This is a genomic window from Kaistella antarctica (genome assembly GCF_900109615.1).
Lineage (GTDB): Bacteria > Bacteroidota > Bacteroidia > Flavobacteriales > Weeksellaceae > Kaistella > Kaistella antarctica.
On the sequence record NZ_FOIX01000001.1, the window covers coordinates 656,360 to 680,394 of the forward strand.

20 protein-coding genes and 1 tRNA gene are annotated in these 24,035 nt (G+C 37.1%); 4 read left to right on the forward strand and 17 right to left on the reverse strand.

Translation table 11 applies throughout. The features are described 5' to 3' along the window. Positions 1 to 15: 15 nt before the first annotated feature. From BMX49_RS03140 to BMX49_RS03175, 8 genes are all read right to left on the reverse strand, one after another. Positions 16 to 1,476, reverse strand: a complete 1,461-nt coding sequence (locus BMX49_RS03140; protein WP_034718577.1) for an NAD(P)/FAD-dependent oxidoreductase — start codon at positions 1,474 to 1,476, stop codon at positions 16 to 18. Between the two features lie 3 nt (positions 1,477 to 1,479). Continuing rightward, on the reverse strand, positions 1,480 to 2,508 hold the full coding sequence (locus BMX49_RS03145; protein WP_034718579.1) for a polyprenyl synthetase family protein: 1,029 nt from the start codon (positions 2,506 to 2,508) through the stop codon (positions 1,480 to 1,482). A 2-nt stretch (positions 2,509 to 2,510) separates the two neighbouring features. Then, positions 2,511 to 3,200: a hypothetical protein gene (locus BMX49_RS03150; RefSeq protein WP_034718580.1), complete on the reverse strand. Its 690-nt coding sequence runs from the start codon at positions 3,198 to 3,200 to the stop codon at positions 2,511 to 2,513. Continuing rightward, the gene (locus tag BMX49_RS03155) at positions 3,154 to 3,804 is read right to left on the reverse strand and encodes a hypothetical protein (protein ID WP_034718581.1); all 651 of its coding nucleotides are present in this window, start codon (positions 3,802 to 3,804) and stop codon (positions 3,154 to 3,156) included. The genes BMX49_RS03150 and BMX49_RS03155 overlap by 47 nt, the downstream gene beginning before the upstream one ends. After that, entirely contained in the window at positions 3,794 to 4,411 is a 618-nt protein-coding gene (locus BMX49_RS03160; RefSeq protein ID WP_034718582.1) for a hypothetical protein, read from the reverse strand. Before BMX49_RS03160 ends, BMX49_RS03155 begins: the two co-directional genes overlap by 11 nt. Next, a complete protein-coding gene (locus BMX49_RS03165) occupies positions 4,408 to 5,199 on the reverse strand; it encodes a COG1470 family protein (RefSeq protein ID WP_034718584.1) in 792 nt (263 codons plus the stop codon). The genes BMX49_RS03160 and BMX49_RS03165 overlap by 4 nt, the downstream gene beginning before the upstream one ends. Before the next feature lie 28 nt (positions 5,200 to 5,227). Further along, positions 5,228 to 5,704 carry a hypothetical protein gene (locus BMX49_RS03170; protein ID WP_126337185.1) on the reverse strand — a complete coding sequence of 159 codons (477 nt, stop codon included), beginning with the start codon at positions 5,702 to 5,704 and terminating at the stop codon, positions 5,228 to 5,230. Positions 5,705 to 5,863: 159 nt separating this feature from the next. Further along, positions 5,864 to 5,935 (reverse strand) — tRNA-Gln (locus BMX49_RS03175). Between the two features lie 148 nt (positions 5,936 to 6,083). Between BMX49_RS03175 and recA the strand changes: the two genes are divergently transcribed. Then, a complete protein-coding gene (recA, locus tag BMX49_RS03180; RefSeq protein ID WP_034718588.1) occupies positions 6,084 to 7,091 on the forward strand; it encodes a recombinase RecA in 1,008 nt (335 codons plus the stop codon). A gap of 413 nt (positions 7,092 to 7,504) precedes the next feature. Continuing rightward, a complete protein-coding gene (gene htpG, locus BMX49_RS03185; RefSeq protein WP_034718590.1) occupies positions 7,505 to 9,400 on the forward strand; it encodes a molecular chaperone HtpG in 1,896 nt (631 codons plus the stop codon). A 101-nt stretch (positions 9,401 to 9,501) separates the two neighbouring features. On the opposite strand, the gene BMX49_RS03190 is transcribed toward htpG, so the two are convergent. Next, on the reverse strand, positions 9,502 to 9,807 hold the full coding sequence (locus BMX49_RS03190; protein WP_034718592.1) for an MGMT family protein: 306 nt from the start codon (positions 9,805 to 9,807) through the stop codon (positions 9,502 to 9,504). Between the two features lie 53 nt (positions 9,808 to 9,860). Here BMX49_RS03190 and BMX49_RS14655 point away from each other — a divergent pair, with 53 nt between their 5' ends. Continuing rightward, positions 9,861 to 10,007: a hypothetical protein gene (locus BMX49_RS14655; protein WP_170166245.1), complete on the forward strand. Its 147-nt coding sequence runs from the start codon at positions 9,861 to 9,863 to the stop codon at positions 10,005 to 10,007. A gap of 126 nt (positions 10,008 to 10,133) precedes the next feature. On the opposite strand, the gene BMX49_RS03195 is transcribed toward BMX49_RS14655, so the two are convergent. The 6 genes from BMX49_RS03195 to BMX49_RS03220 form a co-directional block, all read right to left on the reverse strand. After that, the gene (locus BMX49_RS03195) at positions 10,134 to 11,108 is read right to left on the reverse strand and encodes a deoxyhypusine synthase family protein (RefSeq protein ID WP_034718593.1); all 975 of its coding nucleotides are present in this window, start codon (positions 11,106 to 11,108) and stop codon (positions 10,134 to 10,136) included. Positions 11,109 to 11,362: 254 nt separating this feature from the next. Beyond that, on the reverse strand, positions 11,363 to 11,758 hold the full coding sequence (gene arfB, locus BMX49_RS03200; protein ID WP_034718595.1) for an alternative ribosome rescue aminoacyl-tRNA hydrolase ArfB: 396 nt from the start codon (positions 11,756 to 11,758) through the stop codon (positions 11,363 to 11,365). Positions 11,759 to 11,825: 67 nt separating this feature from the next. After that, the gene (locus tag BMX49_RS03205) at positions 11,826 to 12,854 is read right to left on the reverse strand and encodes an AMP-binding protein (RefSeq protein WP_034718597.1); all 1,029 of its coding nucleotides are present in this window, start codon (positions 12,852 to 12,854) and stop codon (positions 11,826 to 11,828) included. A 208-nt stretch (positions 12,855 to 13,062) separates the two neighbouring features. Further along, a complete protein-coding gene (argS, locus tag BMX49_RS03210; RefSeq protein WP_034718598.1) occupies positions 13,063 to 14,841 on the reverse strand; it encodes an arginine--tRNA ligase in 1,779 nt (592 codons plus the stop codon). Between the two features lie 80 nt (positions 14,842 to 14,921). Continuing rightward, positions 14,922 to 16,580: a SusD/RagB family nutrient-binding outer membrane lipoprotein gene (locus tag BMX49_RS14845; RefSeq protein WP_034718599.1), complete on the reverse strand. Its 1,659-nt coding sequence runs from the start codon at positions 16,578 to 16,580 to the stop codon at positions 14,922 to 14,924. Positions 16,581 to 16,590: 10 nt separating this feature from the next. Beyond that, entirely contained in the window at positions 16,591 to 19,635 is a 3,045-nt protein-coding gene (locus tag BMX49_RS03220) for a SusC/RagA family TonB-linked outer membrane protein (RefSeq protein WP_034718601.1), read from the reverse strand. Between the two features lie 112 nt (positions 19,636 to 19,747). On the opposite strand from BMX49_RS03220, the gene rnhB reads away from it, so the two are divergent. Beyond that, positions 19,748 to 20,353, forward strand: coding sequence for a ribonuclease HII (gene rnhB / locus BMX49_RS03225; RefSeq protein WP_034721129.1), 606 nt, complete (start codon positions 19,748 to 19,750; stop codon positions 20,351 to 20,353). 59 nt (positions 20,354 to 20,412) lie between these two features. Here the strand turns inward: rnhB and yidC are convergent, their stop codons facing one another. Next, complete coding sequence (gene yidC, locus BMX49_RS03230) at positions 20,413 to 22,227, reverse strand: membrane protein insertase YidC (RefSeq protein WP_034718602.1); 1,815 nt, start codon at positions 22,225 to 22,227, stop codon at positions 20,413 to 20,415. A gap of 163 nt (positions 22,228 to 22,390) precedes the next feature. Continuing rightward, positions 22,391 to 23,998, reverse strand: a complete 1,608-nt coding sequence (gene pyrG / locus BMX49_RS03235) for a CTP synthase (protein WP_034718604.1) — start codon at positions 23,996 to 23,998, stop codon at positions 22,391 to 22,393. Positions 23,999 to 24,035 lie beyond the last annotated feature (37 nt).

Consider the following 24,035-nt stretch of genomic DNA (forward strand, 5'->3'; position numbering starts at 1 on the left):
TCGATTTAATTACGATTATTTGTTTCCAGAATTTGCCGCGTATTTTGCGACATGAAAAAGCTTTTTGCCAATCTGGGAAGCCCAGTCTAGATTATTTTTTGGATGATCGGAAATTTCTGAAACGATTTTCTTGGCAGACTTTAAAAATAAGGTTCCTTCATTTTTAAAACTAGATGGGCCTTTCATCGTGTCCAAAATATAATCACTACCCGAAATGCCACCTTGAAGAAATATTTTCATCACAAAATCTAAAGTCAATGCTTTAAATGAAGGGAAAGTTCCCTCTGAAATTCCTACGACAATCTCTGCGAATCTTTGATCCTTTCGCGCTCGCTCTACTAAAATCTCTACAGCTTTCATCCACACAGGAAGCAAGGATTTGTTTCGGGGAAAATGCACAATAAGGTTTGAAAAAGCCAGATCATATCCCAGTTCTTGGTCTAAGACAAGTTTGTAATCTGCTAGTTTTTCGGCAGAGAAGTCATCTTCTTCAAAACATTTTCCTAATATTTCGGAAGCCCATCTTGCACTCAATAATGCATACTGAATTCCATCTCCGCTTAAAGGGTTTATTAATCCAGCTGCTTCACCCACAAGTAAAACCCGATCTCCCGTCACTTCTTTTTTGGCATCGTAGAAAGTAATTGGCCAACCTTCGATTTTATTTCTTAGGGTTCCATTTCCAATTCTTGCACTGATGTCTTTATTGTTTTTAATGTGATCGGTCAATATTTTTTTAACCTGAGATTGTTTGTGGGGAAAAGTGTTTGAAAGAGTAGCCAACCCAATATTTGCACCCGATTTACCTTCGGGAAAAAACCAGAAAATGCCTGGAAAATTTTCTTCCATAAAATAAACATCCATTCGATCCGAAGGTCCTTGAACATTATCATAATAGGCCCGTAAACCCACGAGTTGAAAATCGTCATCGAAAGTCTTTTCTTGGAGCAGTCTTCTTACCACAGATCGGCTTCCATCTGCACCGACTATTAGTTTTGAAACAATTTCAAATTGTTTTTTGCCTTGCTGTAAAGTTGTTATGACTTTATGCGGAAAAGTTTGATAGTTGATGACTCGAGTTTCTTCCAAAAATTCCGCTCCTTCGTCTTTTGCCTTTTGATAGATGGAATAGTCTAACTCAACTCGCGGAATAATTCGAGCATGATAATGGAGATGATCCGGCAGAATAAGATTGACGATTGCGTGGTTGTTCTCCACAAAAAGACCAACTTTAGTAATTTCATTGGCGTTTTGAAAAGTTTGCGTTTTAGTAATTCCCATCGCTTCTAATTCATTAATTGCAATTGGGCTAATCGCATCGCCACATACTTTATCGCGCGGAAATTTATCTGCTTCCACCACCAATACTTTTAATCCAAGTTTTCTAAGATGATAGGCAGCGCCACTTCCGGCGGGACCACCACCGGAAATTAAAACATCGTAATCAAAATGTACTTTCTCTTTTATTTTTAACATCACCTAGTAATTTCGGTCGATCATATATAAAATAATATGCTCAAGAAAAGCTTTCTCAGTCGAATCTGGTAAAGGAGAAAAATTGGTATAAAACTCCTTTAATGCTGCACCAGCAAAATATTTACTCGTCTCGATCGCGTAATCTATAGCCTCGTATTTTTTCATCAAATCAAATATTTTACGTGCGTCCAGGTCTGTTCTTTCTGGAATTGATATTGAAAGAAAAGTCTTCAGAAAAGCCAACTCTTTATGATTGGCTTTCTCCATTAAGTTAATAAGCATTAAAGTTCGTTTCCCTTCGATGATATCACCGCCAATTTCTTTTCCGTATTTCTTTTCGTCTGCAATTAAATTCAGTACATCATCTTGAATTTGAAAAGCCGCTCCCATAAAATACCCAAGTCGATCAAATTTTTCGGGGTTGATATATCCTTTTGTGCCGATGATTGCCCCGATACGAATGGGATGCATGCAAGTGTACCAGCAGGTTTTCTTTAGAACCATTCGAAAATAATCTTCCTCTTTTAAATCTGATCGGTTATCTAATCGCCAACCAAGTTCGAGTGCCTGACCTTCTGTCGATTCTGTAACCAGATGTTGAATTTCTAAAAAAATAGTTTCTGTAAGTTTTTCTCCCAGTCGCAGTTTATTTTTAAACAAAGGATATAAACCAAGTGCGTTCATCGCATCGCCAACGTTTATAGCAATTGCTTTTCCAGTCATTTGATGCATGCTCGGTTTATTTCGCCGATTATAACTTTCATCTTCCACATCATCATGAATTATAAATGCATTATGCAGAAGTTCCAACGTAATTGCCGAGAATTTTGCATCCTCTGTTTTTCCACCAAATGCCTTACAAGTTGCAATACATAAACCGGGACGAAAACCTTTCCCACCTCTGTTTGGATAATCGTGCATTAAATTATAAAGATATTCCTTGGGTTCTTTATTGGGAATAAATTGATGAATTCCGGAAAGCGTATATTCTCCATATTCTTTCAACATGTCTTTCATTAAGAGCGTATTCATCTTTAATTTTCAATTTGAAAAGAGAGGATAATAATAATTTTTGGATTGTATTTATCGGATAAAATTGCCCGATAGAATCCCGGAACTGTGGTTCTGAGCGTTTTTACTTCGATGGTGATTTCGGCTTGCTCTTTTAATTTTAAGAAAAGCGTAGAAGGTTTAATGCTAATATTTCTTTGACTTATTTTATAATTATCGTTGGATGTAAAATCGGATTTTATAAGAGCAATTTTGGTATTTTTTTCATCATCAGAAAGGATAATTTGAAATACCGCAGATTCCCCGGGTTTCAGAATTTTATCGTTTTCTAAAACAATCGTTTGGGAACTGTTAGTATTTGTTGAGGCCCGCTTTTTTACGATGGTTTCTTCAGATGTAGTTTTCCTTTTGTCAATAACTGAGTTTAGCTGTTGGGTGAGCGCTGCAAATGCATCTAGAAAAATATCTACAGCCTCATGGGTATCACGACGAATCCTTGCCATCAGCTGATCTTGGTTGTCTCGAACTTCTTCAACATTAATAAATTGATGTTCAAGCTTTTTGGCTGCCAGAATCCCCGCAGCAATTTCTTCTTCCAAAACATTAATCGCAGAACTAAGAATTTTATGAGCGTTACCCATAACCTTATCAGTTTTTATCGTTTCATTATTGCTTGGTCTCTGCTGTTTCGATTGGTTCGGTGTTATTGGCATTGGGCATTGTGTTTTTTTCGATGGTGATAACAATGGTAAAATAAGCTGGTTCAAATCCCAGAACTTTCACAAAAGAATGAAACGTACCTGTTGTCGCTTCTTTGGAAATGTTACAAATAACACCAATGTTTGCGGCGCCGCCTGATTCAAGTTCGAACGATTGCGGTTGAAACGAAACCGAAATTTCCAGGTTTTCAGTCTCATCATCTGCATTTACAAATCTTGTACTTTGTAATTCGCAAAAAACTTTTTCTTCTTTTGAATTATCCAAGACAAATCCCATTTCAATGGTTGCACCTGGATAACCTTTCCCAGACAATGTGAATGAAGAGCCTACTTCCTCTTCTGTAGTCTGAGGTGATAGTATTCGATCGGTTATAGAAAAGCTATAATCCATCAATTTCGAATAGTAGTCGATATTCAGTTTGACAATTCCAGCAAAAACATCTGCAATTAGATCCTGATCTATATTGGTGATTTTTTCTGCCGCCGCACCGTTCTTCAATTTACCGATGATATCAACACTTTTATTGATATATTTTCTATTGATATCCAAAACTTGTTTTGTGATATCTTCCACATTTTGCGTAATATTAATTGCCATCTTTCGTAAGATTATAGTTCTGTCTTCGCTTAGGCTCACAATAAAAGTGTGTTTTCCAATTTTGCCATTTCAGCTGGTATTTTTTTTCATCTAAAGGTGAAAAAACAGGCGCACCAGAATTTGTAATTTCTACAACTAACAAAATATTCTGATTATAGTCTTGCTCTCTCACAACCACTTCAGCTTGATAGAATCCGACATTATAATTAATTAGATGTAAGTCAATCAAAATCCTTTCTTGGCCATTTGGTGGAATGGTCACGGTGTTTTTGTTAAGGATTGGTTGAGTTGGAGCAGTGTTTCCATCTAAATCAGAAAATTCGCGCAAACCTACGCGGTATGTTTTCGGAGTTGAGCAGTTGTTGCTTAATATAAATGGAATAATAATTCTCTCATTTGACATCACCTTTCGGTGAATTTCCCCTAAAGATTTTGGGGAGCAAACCTCTTTTGGTGGACAATTATCACAATTAGAGGGCTTCAAAAAATTCATATTAGAATTTTGTAATCCAACTTCCATAACCTCTTTGTAGACTTGAAAAGATTGGTTAATCAAATCTCCAAAACGGTCGGCAATGTTTATCGGTTTATTAGTTAAAGTTTTCATATCGATTTGGTTTTAATTTCTAGATGAGATTTTATCACAAAAGATAAATCCTTATCCCAAAAACGGATATTCCCACTGTAATCATTTTTCGGATCCGCATTTTTTGGGACGATAAAATCCAAATGAATGAGTTGGCTTTTCCCAGGAATTATAATTTCGCCTGCTTCTAAAACTTTTGCCGAAGCCCAGTCGGTTAAGTTTTGTTTAATGTTTTCGGTAACAGAATTTAAAGTTTCCGTAAAGTTGAGGGCTTTCTGATCACGAAATGCAAAGCCAAAAGCACGACAAAGGAAATCCATATCAAGAGCTGCAATATGTTTTATTTCAGGAATTTGAAAGGGTAAATTACCAATGTTGGTAACTGTAAAAGCGAGTGTTTGGCGCGTACCAGGATCTGTGTTTTGTAAAGTGAAAGTGGTAGGGTAAATATCAATTTCAACACTAGGTTGTACCACTAACTTTACTCTTTGCTTTTTTCCACCTAGTTCCAGATATCGAATATATTCTCCAGGTGGCGTCTCAGTCGGAAGTGAAAAGTTAAGCGATTGTAGTGTGGTTTCTCCCGGGAATAATTTCCAACTAATATTTAAATCAGTTTTTTCTGAATGTTGAATTTCATCTGAAAGTGAGATGGTTCTCACTTTAATGGTTTCGTTGAATGTGTTGCTTACCTGAAGATATCCGGACATAGAAGAAGGCGTCCCATTAAGGATAACATGGTCTTGTTCCTGTTCTTCAATGTTGATATGATTCAAAAAAGCATCATTGCTATCTTTGACGAATATCATGGTGATAAATTTAAAGTGAGTAAAAAAATCAGTTTTCCTTTATAGTAGGAAAAGGCCGAGTATCTGCATCGCAGCAATTATCTTCGCAGTTTTCTGCGGAAGTTGGCACATAGGGTTCCGTAATGATTTGGCTTTCACCGCTCATGCAAACATTAAATAATTCAAAACCCATTACTTTGAAACAAACCGTAGAATAGTTAGGAATTCTTACGCGCTGCTTCATAAATCCTTTGATGTCATCCAGCGTAAAGCGTGGCAGATTTACAATTTCAAATTTACTGTCTGTGAAAACAGGTTGTTTGGCATCTCCTTTCAGCATAAGAACATTGTCTGTTTTTAATTCACCGCTAATAGCTGCGGCAAGAGAGCCAGAATGCTGCACATCAAAACCGCCAGCTAATTTAGATTCGAAGGAGCCATTAAGATTGGTGTCTAAATCCACATCAAAGGGCGCTGTTGGCTGTAACCGATGTGTGAATGTGGTAGGAATACTTGGTACACTCATGGTAATTAGTTTTTTATGGTAAAGTAAAATTAATAAATAATTTTGTAAAAGATTCACTCTCAAACAATTAATTATAATTTTTTTATTAAAATAAAATTCAGCTTCCTTATAAAAACGAAAAAAACGCTCTGATTTCTCAGAGCGTTTAACCTTAATTTGTAGACCCACAGGGACTCGAACCCCGAATGTCGGTACCAAAAACCGGTGTGTTACCAATTACACCATGGGTCTATGTTTATTTTGGTGGTGCAAATCTAAAAAAAATTTTCTTAATGAACAAATATCTATCAAGAATTAATTTTAAAAAGTGTTTTTGGAATTTTTTAGTGTTTTTGTTTTGATATAATTTCCGTATTTTTGAGGAAATAAATATTTACAAATGAGTAGTATCGAAGATAAGAAAAAAGCACTGGCTTTGGTGCTTGAGAAACTAGATAAAACCTACGGCAAAGGAACCGTAATGACCTTGGGAGGCGCTTCTGTAGATGATACAATCGAAGTAATTCCTTCTGGATCATTGGGAATTGACCTGGCTTTAGGAGTTGGCGGTTACCCAAGAGGAAGAGTGATTGAAATATATGGTCCGGAATCTTCTGGGAAAACAACTTTAACTTTACATGCCATTGCAGAAGCCCAAAAGGCAGGTGGAATCGCAGCATTTATTGATGCTGAGCACGCATTCGATCGTTTTTATGCGTCGAAATTAGGGATTAATCTTGATGACCTGATTATTTCTCAACCAGATAATGGGGAACAAGCTTTAGAGATTGCTGATAATTTAATCCGTTCTGGAGCGGTGGATATTGTGGTAATTGACTCCGTTGCTGCGTTGACGCCGAAAGCGGAAATCGAAGGTGAAATGGGAGATTCAAAAATGGGTCTTCATGCAAGATTAATGTCTCAGGCATTAAGAAAATTGACTGGAACAATTTCAAAAACAAAATGTACTGTAATCTTCATCAATCAATTGAGAGAGAAAATTGGTGTGATGTTCGGAAACCCTGAAACGACAACGGGCGGAAATGCCTTGAAGTTTTACGCCTCAGTAAGGATTGATATCAGAAAGGCAAGTGCACCGATTAAAACAGGTGACGAGGCTGTTGGAAGCCGCGTGAAAGTGAAGATCGTGAAAAACAAAGTGGCACCTCCATTTAAAATGGCCGAATTCGACATTATGTACGGTGAGGGAATTTCTAAAACTGGAGAAATCTTGGATATGGCGTCCGAGATGGGAATCGTGAAGAAAAGCGGTTCATGGTTTAGCTACGGAGACACCAAATTGGGGCAAGGTCGTGATGCAGTAAGAGATATGTTGAAAGATAATCCTGAACTATCTGAGGAACTAGAAGCAAAAATCAAAGAAGAGATTAAAAATAAGAAAAAATAGATTTTAGATTTATTTTTCAGACTTAAATTTAAAGACAGCGATTAAGCTGTCTTTTTTATTTCCGTTCAATTTAGATTTTTGTTATTTGAATAGGGGCAGGCTTTAGATAGCCTTTTCAAGTGGGTTATAGATTGGCATTAGCCGAAACTTATTTGCAGTTTTAGGGCTTGAAATTTTTTATTTTAAAACCCTTCTAGGTAATTAAATCCTCCTTTGCAATAGGGATAGAAACGGAAACCCCGCAGAAAGGGTTGGCATTTGGTGTGGCTCGAGGAGTTGCAGTGGATAGCCCGACCCGAGCGAGAGGAGAAGCGTAGGCGAGGGGATTGCCCCAAAAATTTGACATTATGTCACGTTCTTTAGAATGGTGTTTCTTTTGAGAACTCAACTGCATAATTTAAAAATCAATTAACATGACAAAAGGAAATATTAATGTATCGGTTGAAAATATTTTTCCCTTAATTAAAAAGTTTTTGTACAGCGATCACGAAATATTTTTACGTGAACTGATTTCTAATGCTACAGATGCAACCTTGAAATTGAAACATCTGACCAGTATTGGGGAAGCTAAAACCGATTACGGCAATCCAAAAATCGAAGTTGTTATTGACAAAGAAGCAAAGACGCTTCGCATCATTGATCAAGGAATTGGAATGACGGGTGAAGAAGTTGAAAAATACATCAATCAAATTGCCTTTTCTGGAGCTGAAGAATTTTTGGAGAAATATAAAGACACTTCCAAAGATTCTGGAATTATCGGTCATTTTGGTCTTGGTTTCTATTCTGCCTTTATGGTTGCTGAGAAAGTAGAAATTCTTACAAAATCATACAAAGATGAACCAGCAGTTCGTTGGGTTTGTGACGGAAGTCCACAATATACTTTGGAAGAAACTACTGACAAAACAGATAGAGGATCAGAAATAATCCTGCACATTGCTGAAGATTCTACTGAGTTTTTAGAAGAATCAAAAATACGTGAATTGTTATTGAAATATAATAAATTCATGCCTGTTCCAATTAAATTTGGAATGAGATCTGAAACACTTCCTTTACCAGAAGATGCTGCAGAAGACGCGAAAGCTGAAACCGTAGAAGTTGATAATATCATCAATAATCCTACACCTGCTTGGACGAAAACTCCGAGTGAACTTTCTGATGAAGATTATAAAGAATTCTACCACGAATTGTATCCAATGCAGTTTGAAGAGCCGTTGTTTAATATCCATTTGAATGTTGATTATCCATTTAACTTAACTGGAATTCTTTACTTTCCAAAGTTGAACAACAACATGAATATTGAGAAAGATAAAATTCAACTCTACCAAAATCAGGTTTATGTAACCGATGAGGTAAAAGGAATTGTACCTGACTTCTTAATGTTGCTTCGTGGGGTAATTGATTCTCCGGATATTCCATTAAACGTTTCTCGTTCTTATCTTCAAGCTGATGGTGCGGTGAAGAAAATCGCTTCATACATTACCAAAAAAGTAGCTGATAAAATGGCTTCTTTGATTAATGAGAATCGCGAAGATTACAACCAGAAATGGAACGACATCAAAATCGTTATTGAATACGGAATGATTTCAGAAGATAAATTCTTTGATAAATCAGACAAGTTTGCACTATATCCAACCACTGACGGCAAATATCTGTTATGGTCTGAATTGGAAGAAAAAGTAAAACCAATGCAAACCGATAAAGACGGAAACTTTGTGATTCTTTATGCAACAAATGCAGATGAGCAACACAGTTATATTCAGTCTGCGAAAGATAAAGGATATGAAGTTCTTCTTTTAGATTCTCCGATTGTTCCGCATTTAATTCAGAAATTAGAAACTTCGAAAGACAAGATTTCTTTTGCCAGAGTTGATGCTGATCACGTGAATAACTTGATTAAAAAAGAAAATACGGCAATTTCCAAATTGAATGAAGAGGAAAAAGAATCTTTGAAGAAAAACATTACCGAAGCAGTGAATGATACTAAATTCACGGTTCAGGTTGAAGATTTGGAAAGCACTGAAGCTCCATTTATGATTACACAACCAGAATTCATGCGCAGAATGAAAGACATGCAAGCGACCGGCGGCGGTGGCGGAATGTTCGGAATGAGCGGTTTCCCAGAAATGTATAATTTGGTGGTGAATTCGAACAGTGAATTAGCAGGTGAGATTCTGAAAAATGAAGATGTAGAAGCTAAAAATTCTAAAATTAAATATGCTTTAGACTTAGCAAAACTTTCGCAGAATTTGCTGAAAGGAAAAGACTTGACGGAGTTTATCAACAATAGTTATAAGCAGTTGAGTAAATAGAATAGAGATAAAAGAACAAATAATAAAGACTTTCTCAGTTCTTAATATAACCTTGTCAGCGTTTGAACTCTGACAAGGTTTTTTTTATTTCTGGATTTAAACTATAATTCTTCCAACGGATTCCAAAACACATTTTTGAAATTCTGAATTTTTCCCTCTTTAACTTCCACGCCTTCGATCTTTAATTTTCCCACAAAATCCCGTTGACAGCTCGCCGTGATTCGGCCCGAAGAATTGCAAACCCGATGCGCCGGGAAATCTTCGTCATAATTTCGCAGTGCATTTCCAACATGTCGAGCATGATTCGGATAGCCAAATGCTTTTGCAATAGCGCCATAACTCGTCACTCTTCCTTCAGGAATCATCATGATGATTTCAAAAACCTGTTTTTTGAATAGGTCGTTCACTGTATAATTTTAATGCTAATTTTGTAAATTGAAATCTACAAATATAAATAGGTATGAAAAAGAAATTCTTTATAATTCTTAATAAAATCAACAAGAAGGTTTTGCCAAAACTTGGTGGACAAGATCCTTTGAAAATGAACAAATTTCAAAAGGCGATATTGGCTTATCGATATTATGTCGTGATTAATTCTTTGGATTAGTAAGTTTTGTTTAATACTTTTCTTGCTGAACTGGAAAATCCTGGTAAAATTTTCACCAAAAAAACGCCTTGAAAAAGGCGTTTATATAACTTTAGAATATAATTCAGACTTCTAACATCCAAATTTCTATGAATTCTCCAAGATGTAAGAGAACATCAACGGTGCACAAATGGTTGCATCACTTTCAACGATAAACTTCGGTGTCGTAATATCCAGTTTTCCCCAGGTGATTTTCTCATTTGGAACAGCTCCGGAGTAAGATCCGTAAGAAGTCGTAGAGTCAGAAATTTGACAGAAATACGACCAGAATGGAGTATCCGTCAATTCCAAATCTTGATACAACATTGGAACCACACAAATTGGGAAATCACCAGCGATTCCACCACCAACTTGGAAGAAACCAACGCCTTTACCACCAGAATTTTTCGGATACCAATCTGCCAAGTACATCATATATTCAATTCCTGATTTTACAGTCGAAGGTTGCAATTCTCCTTTGATACAGTAGCTTGAGAAAATATTTCCCATGGTAGAATCTTCCCAGCCTGGTACTACAATCGGCAAGTTTTTCTCTGCCGCCGCAATCATCCAAGAATTCTCTCTAGGGATTTCATAATATTGCTCCAAAACTCCTGACAGAATCATTTTGTACATATATTCATGCGGAAAAAAACGTTCTCCAGCAGCTTCCGCATCTTTCCAAATTTTCACGATATGTTCCTGTAATCTACGGAACGCTTCCTCCTCTGGGATACACGTATCAGTAACACGATTCAAACCTTTCTCCATCAAATCCCATTCTTCCTGTGGCGTCAGATCACGGTAATTCGGTACACGTTTGTAATGTGAATGTGCTACTAAATTCATTAAGTCTTCCTCTAAATTCGCACCCGTACAAGAAATAATATGCACTTTATCCTGACGAATCATTTCGGCTAAAATTTTTCCAATTTCCGCCGTAGACATTGCTCCAGCCAGCGTTATCATCATTTTTCCGCCATCTTTCAAATGGGCAACATATCCTTTTGAAGCATCTACCAACGCTGCAGAATTAAAATGCAGATAATATTTTTCGATAAATTCCGTAATCGGTTTACTCATAATTTTTTGATTTCAGCAAAGATAATGAAATTTAAGAATTTTAGGAGCTACAAGATTTTCGCTTTTCCCAAATCCCGTCCCGCTGTCCACTATATCCCAATCCTTTGCAATCCCTCCGCTTTTGGGGATGTCGTTTCCATCGTGGCTAAAAGAAGAGCAGTTTATATTCTCAATGAATAAGTTGGTTTTTGAATTGATAGCAATGATAAAATTTAGACACGGTTAATTTCTAGCAGAACATGAATAGGAAATACTTACTCACCTTTAAACCTCCGATTTTCCTTTTTCTCAGAAAGATGCTTATTGGCTTTCTTTCGTTTTTCAATCTTAGATCTAGACGGTTTCGTGGGCTTGCGATTTTTTGGGATAAACAGCGATTTTTCGACAATTTCTAAAATCTTATCGGTGGCGATTTTTTTATTTTGCAGTTGTGTTCGGCTTTCGGAAACTGTGAGTTGCAAAATACCTTCAGCGTTGATGCGATTTTTAAGTTTCTCCAAGATCATTTCTTTCCCCTCGATAGAGAAGCACTCACTTTCCGCCACATTCCACATTACCGTCACCGAAGTTTCAACCTTATTCACGTTTTGTCCGCCAGCGCCGCTGCTGCGGGAGGTTTTGTAGGTGAGTTCTTTGCTGAAATCTTTCATTAGTATTTACTTATTTCTTTACTTTGGAGAAACAGTGATTTGATCGCGGTCTTAAAAACCAAAGTCTTTATTGTATCAAATTTAGCAATTCCTTACGATTCACCTTTCCGTTTGGAATTCTAGGAAATTTTGCAATGAATATAATTACTTTCGGCAGATGATTTTTGGTCGGATATTCAACCGTTCCTAATTTTTGATTGAGCGCTGAGCTTTCCACGCCTTCAATTACTAGAACTAATTTTTGCCCAAGAATTTCATCCTCAATTCCCACGAAAGCAACTTCGTTCCCAACTTCTTTTTTAACCAAATTTTCTAATTGTTCGGGCTGGATTTTTAAGCCAGCAGAATTGATGATATTATCAATTCTCCCTAAAAATTTAAATTCATTATCATTAGTAATCTCCACTAAATCGTTTGTTTTAAGAAGTGCTGGATTTAAGTCTGGTGCGAAAATCTGTAAACAATTTCTTTCATCTAAAGAAATTTCGACACCTCCTAAAACTTTAAAGTAATCTTCTGCGATCGGATAGATTTGTTTCAGAGCAATATGAGAAAGTGTCTCTGACATCCCATACGTTTCGTAAATATGATTATCGGTTGTGAATTGTAAATCGTCGGTGAGAGATAATTTAATTTTTGTTTTTAAAGATTCTGAAACTGCGGCCCCACCGATGATAAGGTTTTTTATCAGATGAATTTTGTGTAATGAGTTCTCCACTTGAAGTGGCGACATGGCACAGAAATCTACTTCTTCCATCAAATCTTCGATAGGTTTTGCGGAAGGTGTTTTGACAACTAATTTTAGCTTTCTTTCAATCGCTCGAACGATCATCATTTTTCCGGAAATGTAGTCAACAGGAAGACAGAGTAGAGCAGAATCACCACTTGCCAGTCCAAGTATATCGCAAGTCCTATTGGCAGAATGTCGCATTCTTTGTTTTTCTATCTCAAAAACCTTTGGTGTTCCGGTAGAGCCAGAAGTTTGAACTTTTACGGTCCTTGAATCATCCTGCCATTCTTGGATAAAAGAAATAACTTGTCGTTCAAAGTCAGTAGTGGGAGCTGGAAGTTGGTCGGTAGAAAAATCAATTTTCATTTGGAAATATAATTTTTAAAGATAGCGATTCCCTGCGTGAGGGCGTAGGTGGAAATCCTTTTTTTTTCTATACTCTGGCTAATAGCGAACGCTTCGAAAAAAAAGATTGAGAGCCGGAGACCGACCCGAAGTGGGAGTGGGAAAGCGCTGTTAGAGCTTCAAGCTCTAACAGCGCTAAATTTTGGCAACGAAGGGACACGCCCAAATATTACATTCTATTTACGGTTCCAATTCCCAAAAGTTCTAACCCTTTCTTAATTGTTTTGCCGGTAAGTTGCGACAATTCTAAACGGAAATTTTTCGCATTCTCATCATCCTGATTAAGGATCGGATTGTTCTGGTAAAAGGAGTTGTAGGATTTTACCACTTCATAAATATAGTTGGCCACAATTGCCGGAGACAATGTTTCAGCTGCTCGGGAAACTACTTCTTTGAAATTGGAAAGATTCATCACCAATTCTTTTTCTGAGGCGTTGATTTCATAATCGGAAACGACCGCTTCTTTGTAGTCAGCTTTTGCTAATAAAGATTGAATTCGAGCATACGTGTATTGGATGAAAGGTCCAGTATTTCCAGCGAAATCGATACTTTCTGCCGGATTAAATAGCATTTTTTTCTTGGGATCAACTTTCAGCATGAAGTATTTCAAAGCGCCTAAACCAACAGTTTCGTAAGATTTTTCTTTATCTTCATCTGAAAGGTTTTCCAATTTGCCGAGTTCCTGAGCTTTCGCCTTGGCAGTCTCGTACATTTCCTGCATCAAATCATCTGCATCTACGACTGTTCCTTCACGAGACTTCATTTTACCAGCCGGAAGTTCAACCATTCCGTAAGAAAGATGGAATAAGTTTTCTGCCCATGTATATCCTAATTTTTTAAGTATTTTGAATAGCACATCAAAATGATAATCCTGTTCGTTCCCGACCGTATAGATTAATTTTTGAATGGAAGTTTCTTTGAAACGCTCTACGGCAGTTCCTAAATCTTGCGTCATGTAAACAGAAGTGCCATCACCACGCAATAATAATTTATGATCTAAGCCTTCTTCAGAAAGATCGCACCAAACCGAGCCATCTTCTTTTTGATACAAAACACCTTTAATTAAGCCTTCCTGAATTAAATCTTTTCCTAAAAGATAAGTATTGCTTTCATACTGAACCTGATCGAAATCAACGCCCAGTCTTTGATAGGTTTGAGCGAATCCGGCATAAACCCAAGAGTTCATTTCTGACCACAAATTTTTAACGGTTTCATCGCCCTTTTCCCAATCAAGCAGCATTTTTTGAGCTTCTAAAATAATCGGTGCCTGTTTTTTGGCGGTATCTTCATCTAGTCCTTGTTCAACTAAATCTGCGATTTCTTTTTTGTAGGCTTTATCGAAGGCTACGTAATAATTTCCAACCAGTTTATCACCTTTCAATCCTGTCGATTCTGAAGTTTCATTTGTTCCTGATTTTTGCCAAGCAAGCATCGATTTGGAGATATGGATTCCGCGATCATTAATGATTTGGGTTTTAATCACATCATAACCATCTTGTTTTAAAATCTGCGCAACGGAAAATCCCAAAAGGTTATTTCGGATATGGCCCAGATGCAAAGGTTTATTGGTGTTTGGCGACGAGTATTCTACCATGACAGTCTGGTTCTTACTTTCTACTTGATCGAAATTTTCCTTGATAGTGTTAAAATTATCCAGAAAAAATTTATTTTTAATCTTTAAATTGAGAAATCCTTTAACGACATTAAAGCTCTCTACAAAATTTGACTGAGTAGAGAAAGCATCTCCCAATTCCATAGCTACTGCATCGGGGTTTTTTTTAACAATTTTTACCAAGGGAAAAGTGACAATCGTAAAATCTCCTTCATATTCGGTTTTATTTTGCTGTACATCTAAGGTGATTTCATTGGTCTTATTAACATCGTTAATTTGAAAAACAGTGTGGATGATTTCGGCAAGTTTAGCTTGAATGATATCTTTAATATTCATGGTTTTATTTTGAGTGACAAATATACGGAAATAAAAAAACCACTCCGAGGAGTGGTTTATATAAATTCTTGAATAAAATACTAGTTTTTATCCCAGAATATCTTAGTGTAAAGGAAGTCACCACCAATAGCAGCAGAACCTGCTCCATAATTTGTTGGATTGGTCGTTTGCTCACTTACTGGATATTGTAATCTTACCGGCACCTTGTTGTTAGAAGCTGCTACAGCATTAGCTGCAGGTAATAATACTGGATAATCCAATCTTCTATAGAAGTTAAAACTTGTAGGTGATTGGTCATACATGGCGACCCAAGCTTGCTCTCCGATTGATTTTTTCCAATTGGCTGCATTATATGGTTGCGTTGCCAGATATGCAGTTGCGTCCGCAGCAGTTTTACCCCATTGTACGAATGACGCGGTTACGGCAGTTGCGTAGTTGGCTGCAGGTGTGCCTCCAATTCCCCATCTTGCAGAAGCTTCAGCAAGATAAAACGCTACTTCGGTGTAATTCAAAAGAATTGCTGGAGTAGTCGTTGCATAAGCGAATGAACCAGGTCTACTGTTCGAATTGAAAGAAGAACTTGACCCGATTGTACCACCTTTGTAATAGAAGCCAAATCCTAAATCATTCTCTTCTACAATGTCTCCAGGTTTGTAACCACTCAAAGTAATGGTGTTACCAGAAATACTTGCAATGGTTCCGACCTTAGTATTCGGCATTACATAAACGTCATCTCCTACTTGAGGAGCAACTGCTGGTGGCGTGTCTGCTGGCGTAAAAGTTACTGTACTACCCGTAACATTAGTCACTGCACCTGCTAAATAATGAACATTCTTTTGAAAATAAACGTCTCTACGTGCATCATTATTTGCGTTCATATAATCTACCAGAGTTTTACCTGACACATAATCATTACGGTTAGCCGCAACTAAGTTAGCATACAACTGACTGTAATTTGGTGAAGCAAAGTAGGCGAGCAAACCATCATCTCCTTTCGAAGTGAAAACTCCTCTGGTGATTGCAGTTTGTGCCGTAGCCTGTGCTAAAGCAGGATCTGAATCAGCGATGTTAATCCCAAGTTTTAACAACATTGAATTACCAAACTTTTCCCATTTTGCAACATTTCCGCCATAGATTTTATCTCCTGTTCCGAAGCTTTTTCCAGTAGCATCTAGTGCTGCCACAGCTACTTTAGTTCTAGCAATTAAGCTCGCATAGATGTCTTTTCCAGAATCATATTTCGGAAGTGGATTTAGATCAATATCCGTTGCTTCAGTATAAGGGATATCACCGTAAAGATCAACAAGAAGCTGGAATGCGTAGACTTGCTGTAATTCGATAACTGCCAATTGATTTTTCTTGGTTTGTTCCCAAGTAGAAGCTTCATTCGCTGTTGGCGTATAGGCTAATACCAATTTTCTTGCTTGATCAAGATTCTTGATTACTCTTACGTAAAGATAATTCCAAGTTTGATTTGATACATTTCTGGTCGAGAAATCATATCTACTTTCATCCAAGTAGGTGGTTTCTTGCCAGTATTGCGTTGTGAGACGTAGGTTATTAACGTTAACGTTAGGCGTACTCACAAAATCTGCTAATTGTTTTTGAGCATAAGTCAATACGGATGCAGGAACAGTTGTATAGTAGCTGTTGGGATCAGTATTGATTTCTGACATTGATTCCCGGCCGCATGATTGCAGCAAAGAGACCAATAAGATTGATGCTAATATTTTTTTCATTTCTATTTTATTAAAAGTTTAATCTTATGTTTAAAGAAACCGTTCTCGTCGTAGGAAGTACACTTGTTTGGTATCCTTGAACGTTCCCAGCACTTAACCCAGATTCTGGATCTGCATAAGGAACATGTTTTTTAATAATCCAAAGATTATTTCCTATCAAACTAAATGAAGCACCTTGTACAAATGTTGATTGTAAAAATTTCTTCGGCAAAGCATAAGTTAATGCTACCTCTCTTAATTTTACATAAGATGCATCATATACGAATTGTGCAGCCGGATATGCTGAATATCCAAAAGCATTTTGACTTTCAGCATCAATTCTAGTTGCGTTCGGCGTATAAACTGGACTTCCTGGTGTTCCAGTATTTACAACTCCTGGTAAAATAATACCTCCACCATTTGCTAGAGAATTTCTTACAGGATTTCCTAAATCATTGGTAAACACTGTTTCAGGATATAAACCTGTTGACATTCCGTAGTATTGATCTAGAGAGAATAATTCACCTCCTTCTCTAACATCTACTTGGAATGATAAACTTAAGTCTTTATAAGAAACTCTGTTAGTAATACTTCCAAACCAATCTGCCTGCATATTACCAATAACTGAATTTGTATTGGTGCTTAAATATTTCCCTTTAGATGCTCCAGCGCTAGAAATAACTTTGTTTCCATTGTCATCATACACAAAGTTGGATCCTTTGATGGTTCCATAAGCATCATTTAGTGAAGCGTTAATAGTAACACCTCCTTGGAATGATCCTAAAGTGATATTTTCAACACCAGACGCTAGTTCAGTAACTTTCGATTTTGGATTAGACCAGTTAACATCAAGACCCCAAGTGAAGTCTGTTGTTTTAATTGGAACTAAATTCAAAGCGACCTCGAAACCGTCAGACCTCATGTTTCCAACGTTCTGGAATTTAGCAGCATTTCCTGAGGCTAAAGTAACTGGTAAGGCAAGAATTTGATCAGACGTATCATTTCTAAACCATCCGAAATCTAATCCGATACGATTTTTGAAAAATTGTAAGTTAATACCTGCTTCTAATGACTTAGTTTTCTCAGGTTTTAAATTAGGGTTTTTTGCTGTCGTATTATAGAAATAAGTTGGTGTACCGAAAGTGGTGGTTACCCCGTAAGTATTTTGCAACTGATTTGGGTCGGTGTCATTACCAACAACCGCATAAGAAGCTCTAATTTTACCAAAATTCAATGCTGAATCTTTTAAGAATGACCAGTTAGAAATTACGGTACTCATCGATACAGATGGATACCAGTAGGTATTGTTATCTGAAGGTAACGCACTAGAAACGTCTCTTCTGATCGATCCTTCAAGGAAATAGGTGTCGAAGAAACCTAATGTCGCTTGTCCGAAAAGACCAAAAATTCTTTTTTCATTATCGGTAATAAGTGGAGCATTTGGAGTAGCCGCACTGTTAGAAACTGCATAAACACCAGGAATATACAAACCTCCTTGCGTCCCTTGTGCATTAGAATAGAATCTCTGAATGTTGACGTTACTTCCTAATAATGCAGTAAACTTGATGTCATCAGTGAAACTGTCTTTATAGGTTCCAATAAAATCGTAGTTTTCTTCATTTCTTCTTTGGTTAACAACAGCGTAGCCAGATGGCTGATTTCCTGTAGCAGGTCCTAAAGACATCGTGTCTGGTAATGATCCTACTGCTCTTTTTTCGTCAATGGTGTAGTTAAATCCATCATGAGATACTCTACCTAATAAATTTATTTTGCTAGTAACATCATAATTTAAACTGAAATTTCCAGCAAATCGATCTCTAGCGTCAGAGATGTAATTCTCGTAGGCACGGAAATAAGCATTGTCCCAATATAGTGGAGCGGTATCATCTGGTGACTTGATGTTCCATGAGTTATTTTTCCCGTTTAAGAAATATAAATCTCTTTGATCTCTCATGTCAACGTTAGTTGCCCACCACTGACGGAAATTACCCATCATACCGTGGTAACCAGTTGGGTTTTTACCTACTGTTTCCTGAGTAACAAAAGTACCATATAAACTGGCTGTCAATTTATCAGTAATTTTATAAGATGCGTTTCCTGTAAAACTATTCTTATCTAATCTTGTATTTGGTAAAACATCATTCCCTTGTACATTTTGGTAAGACAAACGGAAAGAAGAGACGTCATTACCTTTTGAAACCGAAACTGAATTGTTGTAGCTAAATGCTTTCTGGAACAAATAAGATGGATCTTTTTCAGCTACTTTCCAAGCACTTGGTTTTCCGAAGCTACTTGCGCCAGGTACAAATGAGGTGTATTGCCATACCAATAAGTTCGGATCATAAGCTGCTCCATAAGAAGCATCCTCATACATTGGAGCTAATGGTTGCCCATTATAAACTTCAAAGAAAGAGTCTTCCGTTGGTCCATACAAAGGACCATATCCTTGACCGTACTTTTGTTGGTAAGTAGGAAAGGTCTCTTTGTTGATTTCAGAAACGGAAATTGAAGTAGAGAAATCGATATCTAATTTATTAGAAGACCGACCTTTTTTGGTGGTGATGATAATCGCACCATTCGCAGCTCGTGAGCCGTAAAGTGCAGTTGCAGCAGCACCTTTCAAAACATTCACTTCTGCAATGTCTTCTGGATTAATATCCGAGATGGTGTTTCCCGTATCAACATTAAGTCCAGAGGAAGTAATGGAGTTACCTGAATTCAGCATCGGTGCGCCATCAACAACGAATAGAACCTGGTTGCTTCCTGACATTGACCGGTAACCTCTTAAGGTAACGTCAACCGAACCACCAATGTTACCACTGTTTTTGATGTTAAGACCAGCTACCTTACCAGAAAGGTTACTGGTGAAATTCGCGGAAGGTGATTTTGTAATGTCATCCGCGTCAATACTCTGAGTTGCATAACCCAAAGATTTTTTCTCTCTTTTAATACCTAAAGCTGTCACGACGACGCCTTCGATATCTGTCGTTTTAATAGTGTCTCTTTTCTGTGCATTTACTAAAGCAAATGACGCAGTCAAAACTACAGCTAAAACGCTTGTTGTTAGTTTCTTCATATCAAATTAAATTTTTTCATTACAACAAAAGTGCAAACTTTTTACAAAACAACCAAACAATTAGTTAAAAAATTCTTAAAAATTTTGTAAATTTAACATTTCAATGCTATTAATGGAATTAGTCAAATCGTTCTCCGGGGATTTTATAGAAGCTGGTTGTGATGAGGTCGGTAGAGGATGTTTATCTGGACCCGTCGTAGCTGCGGCAGTTATTCTTGATAAAAGCTTTAACCAAAATTTGGTTAATGATTCTAAAAAATTAACATTTAGGAAAAGAATGAATCTAGATGCTTATATTAGAGAAAATGTACTTGATTTTGCTATTGCTGAACTCCCACCTGCACATATTGATGAACACAACATCTTAAATGCGAGTCTTCATGCAATGCATGCTGCCATAGATCAACTTAAAATTCGCCCAGAACTTCTTTTAATCGACGGAAATCGGTTTCATTCTTATCATTCAGTTCCACACGAATGTATTATCAAAGGCGATGCAAAGATTCTCTCTATCGCATGTGCCTCGATTTTAGCTAAGAATTATCGGGATAAATTGATGATTGAGCTGCATGAAGAATTCCCAGAATACGGCTGGAATAAAAACATGGGCTATGCCACAAAACAACATCGGGAAGCGTTAATTAAATATGGTCCAACCATCCACCATCGGCAGTCATTTCGACTTGATTACAGCGAGATAATAATAACTGAGAAGTAGGTTCAATAAAAAAGCAGAAGATTATTTCTTCTGCTTTTTTATACTTTTCGATAGGATATTTATTTTTTCTTTCCTCCTTGCTTCTGTTGCTCTTTTTGTTGCTCTTGAGCTTTTTCCATCATTTCTCGCATTCTTTTCTGGAATTTGCCTTCAGGTTTTGGTCCTTTGGTTTTATTGACTTGAATTTGAGCATGAATTTTCTTCTCATCCAAAATCCAATATTTAATGACCAAAATAATTAAAATGTTAATCGCATTCGAAACAAAATAATACCAAGATAAACCTGACGCAGACGTGTTTAAGAAGAACAAGAACGTAATCGGGAAAATGTACATGATCACTTTCATATTCGGCATTCCTTCTTGCGTAGGTTGCTGAATATTTCCAGCTGTCATCACGGTATAAATTAAAATTACTACGGTACACGCAATTGCGAAAATACTTAAATGATCTCCTAATAATGGAATGCTAAAAGGTAATTTAATGACATCATCGTACGCCGTTAAGTCTTTTGCAAACCAAAAACTCTTACCACGAAGATCAATCATATTCGGGAAGAAGCGGAATAACGCGTAGAAAATCGGCACTTGTATTAATCCCGGTAAACAACCTGCCATCTGATTCACACCCGCCTTTCGATAAACAGCCATTGTTTCCTGCTGTTTTTTCATGGCGTCGGCACCTTTGTATTTGGCGTTGACCTCATCAATTTCTGGGCGTATTACCCGCATCATCGCACTCAGTTTATGTTGTTTAAACATGACTGGCGATAAAATAATTTTTACGATAATCGTCATTAAGAAAATCACCCAACCTGCCGCAAGTCCCCAACCTGAAATCAAATTATACATTGGGATAAAGAACCATCTGTTTAAGGTTCCAATAAATGACCAACCCAAAGGAAGCAATTCATCGAAATTTTTATCGTAGGATTTTAATAACGGTAGATCCAAAGGCATAAAATACCATTTGAAATTCTGATTAAGTTCACCTCCGGCCAAATCAACCTGACCATTGAAATTGAATTTTTTAACAAATTCACCTTCGTCGATTGTATCTTGTGAACCACGGGAATTTTTGAAACCATTTTGCGGTTCAATCACCATGGAGAAAAATTGCTGCTTGATTGCCAACCAGTTCAGGGTTTCTTTTGGCTCTTCCATTTCTGTTCGGCCATCATAATCGAAACTGCTGTAATTGTCAAAGGTATAGTTGAATTCGGTATGAGTTTGTTCTTGCGAACGACCTTTCTCCATTTGTCTGGCACTGAAATCCCAAACAAAATCTGCTTTGGAGTCAGTAACTAATTGACCTAAACCCTGAGTTTTAACATTAAAGTCAACCGTGTATTTATCTAATAAAGTATAGATGAACTGAATGACTGCACCATTTACGGTCGCTTGCATCGTCACCGAATTGCCATTTTGAGTTGGTGCAAAAACCAAATCTTTGGTATTAAAAGTTTTTCCCGTTTTGTCTTTAAACTGAAACCCGTAAGATGAATTGTTTTTATCAAAGAGTAATAGTTTCTTATCATTGACATCGGTTTTCTTATTGTACGCTTTGTAATCATTTAATTCAACCGTAGAAAGTTGACCACCTAGAGTGGAGATCGCCAAAGTCAATTCTTTATTCTTTAAAGCAATTTGCTGAATCGAGGTTGCCTGTACACTATCATTAAGATTGATTGCTGCGGCAGGTTTTGTCGCAGGATTTGGAACCGTTTGTGTAATTGGAGTTGGGTTCTGCGCTTCTCTTAATTGCTGTTCGGTTTGCTGTTTATTTTGAAAATAAAACATTGCACCCATTACAAGTACGGAAAACAGTACAAAAATGATCAATTGATTTTTATCTAAACCGTTATTTTGCTGCATTTTAATTTATTTGAATTTAAAATTGAAGGTTAGAAATTTTGCATTCTTTTACCTTTTAATTTTGGGTGACAAAAATACTGAAATTTTCTGCAATGAAGAATTTTTTAGGAGGTCATTTAAAACAAAAGAGATAAAAAACACATTGTCTTTTATCTCTTTCTTTTTATTTTTTCGTAGAAGCTTTTATCAAAGCTTTAAACAAAGGGTGAGGCGAGGCAACCGTACTCTTATATTCGGGGTGAAATTGCACGCCGATATAGAAAGGATGATCTTTTAATTCCAACGTTTCAACCAATTCGGTATCTGGATTAAATCCTGTCGGAATGAGTCCTGCTTTCTCAAATTCGTCTTTAAATTCCGAATTGAATTCATAACGGTGGCGATGTCTTTCAGAGATACTCTTAGTTCCGTAAATCTCCTGAAGTTTTGAACCGTTTTTTAGCGAACATTTCCAGGCTCCTAATCTCATGGTTCCACCTTTGTCAACTACATTTTTCTGATCTTCCATTAAGGAAATCACCGGTTCTGGAGTTGACGTGTCAAATTCCATAGAGTTCGCCTTCTTGTAACCAAGCACATTTCTCGCAAATTCAACCGTCATAATTTGCATCCCCAAGCAGATTCCTAAAAGCGGAATATTATTTTCACGGGCATATTTTGCCGCTTCTATTTTTCCTTCAATTCCTCTATCACCAAATCCTGGAGCGATCAGCATTCCGTCGATTCCCGCTAGTGTCTCGGCGATATTGCTTTCGTCGAGTTCACCGCTGTAAACCCAACGAATTTTTACTTCAGTTTCTAAATCTGCACCGGCGTGAATAAACGATTCTGCGATCGATTTATAAGAATCTTGCAGTGACACATATTTCCCAATTAGAGCAATCTCTACTTTTCTTTTCGGATTCTGGTATTTTTTAAGGAAGCTTTTCCAGTCTTTCAAATCAGCTTGTGTATCTGATTTTAGGTTTAATGTTTTCAAAACGACATCGTCGAAATCCTGTTTTTGCAAATAAAGCGGAACTTCATAAATCGTGTCCAAATCTTTACATTCAATCACATTTTCCAAAGCGACGTTACAGAATTGCGCCAATTTCATGCGCTGTGCTTTCGGAATAATATGCTCGGTTCGGCAAACCAAAACATCAGCCTGAATTCCCGATTCCATTAACTGGCGTACAGAATGTTGAGAAGGTTTGGTTTTCAATTCACCACTGGACGCGAGGTACGGAAGTAACGTTAAATGAATGACCATCGAATTATGTTCCCCCAATTCCCATTTCAGCTGACGAACACTCTCTATATAAGGAAGCGATTCTATATCGCCCACCGTTCCACCGATTTCGGTGATGATGATGTCGTAATTTTGCTTGGCCAGAATTTTAATTCGGCGCTTAATTTCATTGGTTATATGTGGAATTACCTGCACGGTTTTGCCCAGGAAATCGCCTTTTCTTTCTTTTTCAATAACGGTTTGGTAAATTTTACCCGTCGTTACATTATTGTTTTGCGAAGTTTTAGAATTCAGGAATCTTTCATAGTGGCCCAAGTCCAGATCGGTTTCTGCACCATCTTCAGTCACATAGCATTCGCCGTGTTCATAAGGATTTAGAGTTCCCGGGTCGATATTGATATAAGGGTCAAGTTTTTGGATGGTGACATTAAATCCTCTCGATTTTAGCAGTAAGCCAAGTGACGCCGAGACAATTCCTTTGCCTAAAGAAGAAGTTACACCGCCAGTTACGAAGATGTATTTCGTGTTCTTTTTACTCATTAGATTAGGTTTGGGCAAAGTTAGGGTAAAAAACTTA

Excerpts from the sequence above, each read along its gene's own strand:
- BMX49_RS03145 (WP_034718579.1), bottom strand. The coding sequence starts at position 2,508 with ATGAATACGCTCTTAATGAAAGACATGTTGAAAGAATATGGAGAATAT.
- BMX49_RS03160 (WP_034718582.1), bottom strand. The coding sequence starts at position 4,411 with ATGAAAACTTTAACTAATAAACCGATAAACATTGCCGACCGTTTTGGA.
- arfB (WP_034718595.1), bottom strand. The coding sequence starts at position 11,758 with ATGAAAGATTTCAGCAAAGAACTCACCTACAAAACCTCCCGCAGCAGC.
- BMX49_RS03205 (WP_034718597.1), bottom strand. The coding sequence starts at position 12,854 with ATGAAAATTGATTTTTCTACCGACCAACTTCCAGCTCCCACTACTGAC.
- BMX49_RS03195 (WP_034718593.1), bottom strand. The coding sequence starts at position 11,108 with ATGAGTAAACCGATTACGGAATTTATCGAAAAATATTATCTGCATTTT.
- BMX49_RS03140 (WP_034718577.1), bottom strand. The coding sequence starts at position 1,476 with ATGTTAAAAATAAAAGAGAAAGTACATTTTGATTACGATGTTTTAATT.
- BMX49_RS14845 (WP_034718599.1), bottom strand. The coding sequence starts at position 16,580 with ATGAAAAAAATATTAGCATCAATCTTATTGGTCTCTTTGCTGCAATCA.
- BMX49_RS14655 (WP_170166245.1), top strand. The coding sequence starts at position 9,861 with ATGAAAAAGAAATTCTTTATAATTCTTAATAAAATCAACAAGAAGGTT.
- htpG (WP_034718590.1), top strand. The coding sequence starts at position 7,505 with ATGACAAAAGGAAATATTAATGTATCGGTTGAAAATATTTTTCCCTTA.
- BMX49_RS03150 (WP_034718580.1), bottom strand. The coding sequence starts at position 3,200 with ATGCCAATAACACCGAACCAATCGAAACAGCAGAGACCAAGCAATAAT.
- BMX49_RS03220 (WP_034718601.1), bottom strand. The coding sequence starts at position 19,635 with ATGAAGAAACTAACAACAAGCGTTTTAGCTGTAGTTTTGACTGCGTCA.
- pyrG (WP_034718604.1), bottom strand. The coding sequence starts at position 23,998 with ATGAGTAAAAAGAACACGAAATACATCTTCGTAACTGGCGGTGTAACT.
- rnhB (WP_034721129.1), top strand. The coding sequence starts at position 19,748 with ATGGAATTAGTCAAATCGTTCTCCGGGGATTTTATAGAAGCTGGTTGT.
- BMX49_RS03155 (WP_034718581.1), bottom strand. The coding sequence starts at position 3,804 with ATGGCAATTAATATTACGCAAAATGTGGAAGATATCACAAAACAAGTT.
- yidC (WP_034718602.1), bottom strand. The coding sequence starts at position 22,227 with ATGCAGCAAAATAACGGTTTAGATAAAAATCAATTGATCATTTTTGTA.
- BMX49_RS03170 (WP_126337185.1), bottom strand. The coding sequence starts at position 5,704 with ATGAGTGTACCAAGTATTCCTACCACATTCACACATCGGTTACAGCCA.
- recA (WP_034718588.1), top strand. The coding sequence starts at position 6,084 with ATGAGTAGTATCGAAGATAAGAAAAAAGCACTGGCTTTGGTGCTTGAG.
- argS (WP_034718598.1), bottom strand. The coding sequence starts at position 14,841 with ATGAATATTAAAGATATCATTCAAGCTAAACTTGCCGAAATCATCCAC.
- BMX49_RS03165 (WP_034718584.1), bottom strand. The coding sequence starts at position 5,199 with ATGATATTCGTCAAAGATAGCAATGATGCTTTTTTGAATCATATCAAC.